The sequence below is a fragment of the Bacillus sp. L_1B0_5 genome, from assembly GCF_000836715.1.
GTDB classification, from domain to species: Bacteria; Bacillota; Bacilli; order Bacillales; family Bacillaceae_G; genus Bacillus_A; species Bacillus_A thuringiensis_S.
The window spans coordinates 119,550-126,216 of sequence record NZ_JXIS01000040.1 but is presented as its reverse complement, the minus strand read 5'-3'; the positions used below and the strand labels follow the sequence as shown (position 1 = coordinate 126,216).

Sequence of the window (6,667 nt, the reverse complement as noted above, 5' to 3'; positions counted from 1 at the left end):
GAGAGGGCAGATTAAACCAATAGAGTCCATACAAAAATCAATACGAGAACAATATAAACCAATATCGGACTTAATTAGACCAGTATTAGGGAGTTATAAGAGTATTGATTGGGATTCGTTAAAAAAGTCTGTTGTCGAAGAGCTGAGACGGACGGATAAAAAATTAACGACTTATGAAGAAGAATATTGGTGTTTAGATATGATCCTTATGAAGGCTATAATGGATGGTAATATAACTAAAGAAAATGTATCAAATTATGTAGAAGATAATCTAGAAGAGTATGTAGAAGAAATAATTCAAAATCCTATGTATGAAATTCATGCGACTTTAATTAAAGAGGCTTATGAAGCTTATAAACACGGTTTATATAAATTGTGCATTATGCCATTATTTGCAGCGTTTGAGCATGTTATTGCTTTTTGGTTTAAGGGAAAAATAACAAAAGAAGCGATAGCGATTAGGTCTAATCCAAATGTGTGGGGACTTTATAAAAAGATTGAACCTGAAAAATATTATGCATCTGATATTGAAGTAGAACAAATAAAAAAGGTTTTTGCAATATCAGTTCTTAGAACCTTTAAAAATACATTCACTAAAGGATCGGAAGGATTAGGAAGAAACCTTAATCGTAATTCAATAGCTCATGGTTTTCACGATTATGATTCTCTTACTAATCAAGACGCATTAAAATTATTTCAATTACTTAAATCATCTTTAATATTACAGTATGTTGGTTCAAAGATTGTGGCAGATTCGTGACCGCTTTTTGGCAGTAAATGTGCCGGTTATTTTGGAATCAACGTGATATATTTGTATTGTGAGTAGTGGCGGAAAATATTGCTCATAAAATTCCTTATAACTGAAAATGGATCGTCATAACCGGTGGCGATGGTTGCAGATTGGATGAATAGTTGTTTCTTGATTTCACATTCAATTGCAATTTTCGTTGTTTAAACGAGGAAGGGCTTTTGCTCTTCTTTCAGCTACTTGAAAATGTTTGCTGTGCAGGTGACTGGAAGAAGAATAAAACTTCATTTACTGTATTTGAATTAATAAAGAATAATTAATGATGTAGCATCCATTCGGGTGCTTATATTTTGATAAAAGGATATTGTTTTCTTTTGTCGAAATATAAGGTGAGGTGATATTTTTGCGAATTGTTAACGGTGAAAAATTTTATCATATTAATCGAATTACTGATGGGAATAGGCACGGATTATTAAAATTAGGGCAAATTATTGATACTGATTTACAAACATATAACCCTTTTTTTGATGTATATAATACTGATGATATAACGTTGTATAGTAATCTTACATCGTTGGTAAATGCAGTTACTTACTATTGGCATTTTGCAAGAGAAACTGCACTTGAAGAGGTGCGCGTCAAAAGCTTCCCTGATTATCCATCAAGAACACGCTGTCTCTGGATAAGTGATGAGGGGGATTTAAGTTATTGGTTAGAGCAGTGTAAAAGAGATGAAATGCAATTAGTAGAACTAGAGGTAGATGGTAAAATACATGAATGTGATGCATCTTTAATTGAAGGACCAACAATTGGACTGAATAAAGTTAGAGAGAAAGCCTTAAGATATTGGAATGGAGATATAATAGATCCTTTTAAAAAAGAAATTCTTTTTGAAGGAAAAGCAAAAGTAGTCTCAATTAGATAATAAACAAGTAATTCGAATACGATTGAAATAAAAAGCACCCATTTATCGGGTGCTTTTTATTTTGGAGGAGGATGAATGATGGATCTAACTAAATTAACCAAACAAGAACAAGCGATTGTAATTGGTACATTAATTCCATTCCTTGGACAAGACCTTGTAAACGAACGTATCGATAAACAGAAGTTAGAAAGTGCAATCCCAGTCTTTAATGCAATGGAAGACAACACAACGCCAAAGCAAAGAAGAGAAGCAATGATTAGTTTGCTAGATAAAACAATTGATGAATTCCTGGAGAGGAAGGAGTGAGGAGAATTGGACAGCGTTTTAAATAGTAAGATTGCTGTGCTTGGTCTTATACCTATTGATAAGAAAGCATACATCAAATACCTTAAGCCACATGAGAAAGCGTACAAGAAGGCTGGGATTGATGTTAATCGATTCAAGTATTACAAACTGTATGGCGAGAACCACATGCTTTATTCTGTAGAATATCTGGAACAAACATCAATAAAAGATCTATTGGGAAAAGATAAAGGTAATCAAGAACGTTGGGTAAAGGACGATGAATGAATATAAAACCAAACAACAGAAGCGTAAGTTCTATGACAGTGGTGAGTGGAAGAGTATACGGGAGCAAGTAAAGAAGCGAGACAACTATGAATGCCAAGAGTGTAAACGTAATGGTAGTGTTCGTGTGGACACCAATGAATACAGTGAGAGTGCAAAGCGTAAGAAGATTCAGCTCGTTGTCCATCATATAAAAGAACTAGAACATCATCCAGAACTTGCATTAGAAACAGATAACTTAGAAACAGTCTGTGTGGATTGCCATAATAAAGAACACGGTAGAGTGTTTGTTAAAAAGATAAACAAATGGGAACACGATGAAAAATGGTAAAAATGATTCGGTAATAATACCCCCCTTAAAATATTTCATCAAAAATTGCTCTAAGGGGCACCGGAGGAGGGGGTCGTTTTTCCAGATTTTTAAGTTGTTTCGTATAGGACCCCTACCCAGTATGAAAATATGATTGAATCGAGGTGATATTATGGCGGATATTGATGAGCGTGAGGTGCTAGTTAACAAAGAAAAAAATCGTTTGAAAAGATTATTTAAAGACATCCCACCTAGTAAGTTAAAAGTGGTTGAAGGATTAATTATTCAGGCAGCAAGATTACGAGTTTTATTAAATGAGATGTGGATGGATATATCTGAGAATGGTGACTATGAAATGTTCTCACAATCTGATAAAACAGAGCCGTATGAAAGAGAACGACCTGTTGCCCGGTTATATAATACCCGTGATCAATCATATCAAAGGGTCATTAAACAACTAACGGATTTGTTGCCAGAAGGAAATAATAAAAAAGAAATTAAGAAATATTCGGCAAGTGATTTAATATGATTGTTCATAAGTATGTAAGTGAATATATAGAACTATATGAAATAGGAACAGTGGTATTAAATAAAGAACGTATCATGCTTATAAATTATTTAAAGCAAGATATATTAACCCGTAATGATTTACATTTTGATGTGGATTTAATTCATAAATGTGTAACTTTCATAGAAAAGTGGCATTTCAAATTAAATTCCTTTCAGAAATTTTTAATAGCATTTGTGTTTTTGTTTGATGAATATGAGGATGTTTATTTTGATCAACACTTCTGGATGATGGCAAGGGGTGCTGGTAAAAACGGATTGATTAGTGCATTGACACACTTCTTTATTAGCGAATTGCACGGTATTGAGCATTACAACGTATCAGTAGTTGCTAATACAGAAAGACAGGCTAAAACTTCTTTTATAGATGTTTATGAAAAGAATAAAAAACATGAAATATTAGACGAGTTATTTGTATCAACAAAACAATTGATAACAAATAAAGCTACTCGTTCGACTTTTGAATTTCATACGTCTAATGCAGGGAGTAAAGACTCGTTAAGGGACGGGTGTGTTATTTACGATGAGATACATAGATATGAAAATAGCGATGTTGTAGAAGTGTTCTCTAGCGGTTTAGGTAAAGTTCCTAACTCTAGGGAATTTTTTATTACCACAGATGGATTTGTTCGTGAGGGGTATCTTGACAAAATGAAAGAGCGAGCTATGAATATCCTGAAAGGGAAAGAAAAAGAAGATAGATTGTTTCCTTTTATTTGTAAGCTTGATAACGCTGAAGAAGTAGATAATCCTGATATGTGGGAAAAAGCAAATCCGATGTTTAGTAAGCCAATGAGTCAATACGCTAGAGGATTGTTTAAGAAAGTTATGCGTCAGTATAAAAATCTAGAAAACGATCCGTCTAATAGAGAAAATTTCATGACTAAGAGGATGAATATACCGGAAGTAGATTTAACAAAGTCTGTAGCTTCATGGGAAGAAATCATGCGTACTGGTTTTGAAGAAGATGGAAAAACACTGAGAGCAGTTCCAGATTTAAAGCACAAAGTAGCTGTAGGCGGTCTCGACTTCGCCAGCATCAAAGACTTCGCAGCAGTCGGCTTGCTATTTAAACATGGTGAAGATTATATATGGAAAGGTCATTCATTTGTACGTAAAGGATTCTTGGACAAGGTGAAATTAAAAGCGCCTATTTATGAATGGGCTGAAAATGGCTTACTAACTATTGTGGATGAGCCGGTTATTAATATCTCTCATATTGTGGATTGGTTTGTAAAAATGCGTGAGATATACGGATTTAACACAATAGTAGCTGATACATTCCGTCTTGATCTTGTTAAAACAGCACTTGAAGCTGAAGGCTTCATATTGTTATACATTCGTAACCCAAAAGCTATTCATTCTTTATTAGCGCCAAGGGTAGAAACGTTATTTGCAAACAATCGTATTATTTTTGGTGATAATCCATTAATGCGTTGGTACACCAATAACGTCTACGTCCACATCAAAAAAGACGGCAACAAAGAATATTTGAAGAAAGATGAATTTAAGAGAAAAACAGATGGATTCCAAGCCTTTATCCATGCATTATGGCAAGCGGATAACATTCTTGTGGATGAATTCGACTTTATGTTAGACGGTATTAAATTCTAATAAAGGGGGTGATAATCATTGGATGGTTGGACGCAGTATTTAAAAGAAATAGTGAAGTAGGATTTATGTTTGATGTGGAAATGTTTATCGAAAAGGCAAATAGAGTCCATATGAAGCGACTAGCGATTGATACATGTATTTCTTTTTTAGGAAGAACAATAAGTCAGTCGGAATTCAGAGTGAAAAACGGTGAAGAATTTGAAAAGGATGAGCTTTATTACCGATTAAATGTTAGACCAAATAAGAATATGACAGCAAGTACCTTTTGGGAGAGTTTCATTTACAAACTTATTTATGATAATGAAGCTTTGATTATTCAAGCGGATGATGGTGATCTACTTATTGCTGATGACTTTGAACATAACGAATATGCTGTGTTTGAAGATACTTTTACAAATGTCACTGTAAAAGATTATCAGTTTAAAAGAAGTTTTAAACAAAGTGAAGTCATTCATTTAAGATACAGGAATGATAAGTTATCACCTCTTATCGATGGTTTGTTTACTGATTATGGTGATTTATTCGGTAGAATATTAAGTTCTCAAAAACGTAAGAATCAAATTCGCGGAACAGTTGATATGGACATGCTCGCTGCAAAGAGCAAAGAACACCAATCAAAACTGCAAGAGTTCATTGATAACATGTACAAAGCGATTGGAGAAAAAGATGTCGCTATCATTCCACAACAACCAGGTTTTAAGTATGCTGAAACGTCAGGTGGAGCAAATTCTGGGCAGAGTGTGGAGGAAATTAATAAAGTAACAAATGGCTTCTTAAATCAAGTAGCAATGGCTTTTGGTATTCCAACTGCTTTGATATATGGTGAAATGGCTGATGTAGAGAAGCAAACAAAGAATTACATGCTTTTCACAGCAAAACCTTTGTTAAAAAAGATTTCAGATGAAGCAAACGTTAAATTTTTTGAAAAAGAAGAGTATCTTTCAGGTCAAAAAATTGAAATTAAAGCTGTTTCTTATCAAAGTATATTTGATCTTGCGACAAGCATCGATAAACTCATTTCTTCAAGTGCATTTACAGGAAATGAAATTCGATTAGAAGTAGGATATGAAGTTTCTGATGATCCTAACTTAAATACACATCATATTACGAAAAACTATACGAAACTAACTGATTCTGAAGGAGGTGAGAATAAAAATGACGGTGAAAATTGACGTTAAAGGACCAATAATTTCAAATGATGAAGCTTGGATTTATGATTGGTTTGAAATGGATGCTGCAAGCCCAGGTAAAATTTCAAAAGAACTAACTAATGCCAATGGTGATGATTTAATTGTATCGATTAACAGTCCTGGTGGTTATGTACACGAAGGGTCAGAAATTTATACAGCATTAAAAAATTATCCTGGTAATGTGGAAGTTCAAATTGTTGGTTTGGCTGCAAGTGCGGCTTCTGTTATTGCGATGGCTGGTGATAAAGTCCGAATTTCACCTACAGCACAAATTATGATTCATAATGCTTCAATGTGGAATGGTGGAGATCATCGTGACATGGAAAAGGCAGCTGAAATGTTGAAAACAACAGATAGAGCAATTGTAAATGCTTATGTCATTAAAAGCGGTAAATCAGAAAAGGAACTACTTAATATGATGGCTGAAGAGACTTGGATGGGTCCGCAACAAGCATTAGAAAATAATTTTGTGGATGAAATTATGTTTATGGATAATCAGGTTAAAATGACAGCTTCAACTGCTACTGCCACCATGCTTCCCCAGAAAGTAATCGATGGTTTTAGAAATGGAACAATGAACAAAGGCCAAGGGATTACAAAAGAAGATTTAAATGCAGCATTATCAGGATTAAAAAATGAAATCCTAAATGATTTACAAAACAATATAGAAGAACCAAAGGAGCCGAATCCTAAACCTGTAAAAAACAGTGGGATTAAAGGGCTCCTTTTAAAATTATAAAAATTGG

The 6,667-nt window shown here is 33.9% G+C and carries 9 protein-coding genes; all 9 read left to right on the top strand.

Going from position 1 to position 6,667, the window contains the following annotated elements:
* The coding region (locus RT27_RS35225; RefSeq protein WP_052497682.1) for a hypothetical protein at positions 1-760 on the top strand (760 nt) is incomplete at its 5' end.
* 391 nt (positions 761-1,151) lie between these two features.
* On the top strand, positions 1,152-1,673 hold the full coding sequence (locus RT27_RS13245; RefSeq protein ID WP_052497681.1) for a DUF2441 domain-containing protein: 522 nt from the start codon (positions 1,152-1,154) through the stop codon (positions 1,671-1,673).
* 78 nt (positions 1,674-1,751) lie between these two features.
* Positions 1,752-1,979 (top strand): hypothetical protein, encoded by a 228-nt coding sequence (locus RT27_RS13240; RefSeq protein ID WP_043936404.1) that lies wholly within the window; start codon positions 1,752-1,754, stop codon positions 1,977-1,979.
* A gap of 6 nt (positions 1,980-1,985) precedes the next feature.
* A complete protein-coding gene (locus RT27_RS13235) occupies positions 1,986-2,243 on the top strand; it encodes a hypothetical protein (RefSeq protein WP_043936403.1) in 258 nt (85 codons plus the stop codon).
* Positions 2,236-2,571 carry an HNH endonuclease gene (locus RT27_RS13230; protein WP_043936402.1) on the top strand — a complete coding sequence of 112 codons (336 nt, stop codon included), beginning with the start codon at positions 2,236-2,238 and terminating at the stop codon, positions 2,569-2,571. The genes RT27_RS13235 and RT27_RS13230 overlap by 8 nt, the downstream gene beginning before the upstream one ends.
* Before the next feature lie 151 nt (positions 2,572-2,722).
* Positions 2,723-3,079 (top strand): hypothetical protein, encoded by a 357-nt coding sequence (locus RT27_RS13225; RefSeq protein WP_000763336.1) that lies wholly within the window; start codon positions 2,723-2,725, stop codon positions 3,077-3,079.
* A complete protein-coding gene (locus RT27_RS13220; RefSeq protein ID WP_043936401.1) occupies positions 3,076-4,731 on the top strand; it encodes a terminase TerL endonuclease subunit in 1,656 nt (551 codons plus the stop codon). The genes RT27_RS13225 and RT27_RS13220 overlap by 4 nt, the downstream gene beginning before the upstream one ends.
* 65 nt (positions 4,732-4,796) lie before the next feature.
* Positions 4,797-5,903: a phage portal protein gene (locus RT27_RS13215; RefSeq protein WP_043936406.1), complete on the top strand. Its 1,107-nt coding sequence runs from the start codon at positions 4,797-4,799 to the stop codon at positions 5,901-5,903.
* Entirely contained in the window at positions 5,887-6,660 is a 774-nt protein-coding gene (locus tag RT27_RS13210; RefSeq protein WP_043936400.1) for a head maturation protease, ClpP-related, read from the top strand. The genes RT27_RS13215 and RT27_RS13210 overlap by 17 nt, the downstream gene beginning before the upstream one ends.
* The last annotated feature ends 7 nt before the right edge of the window (positions 6,661-6,667 follow it).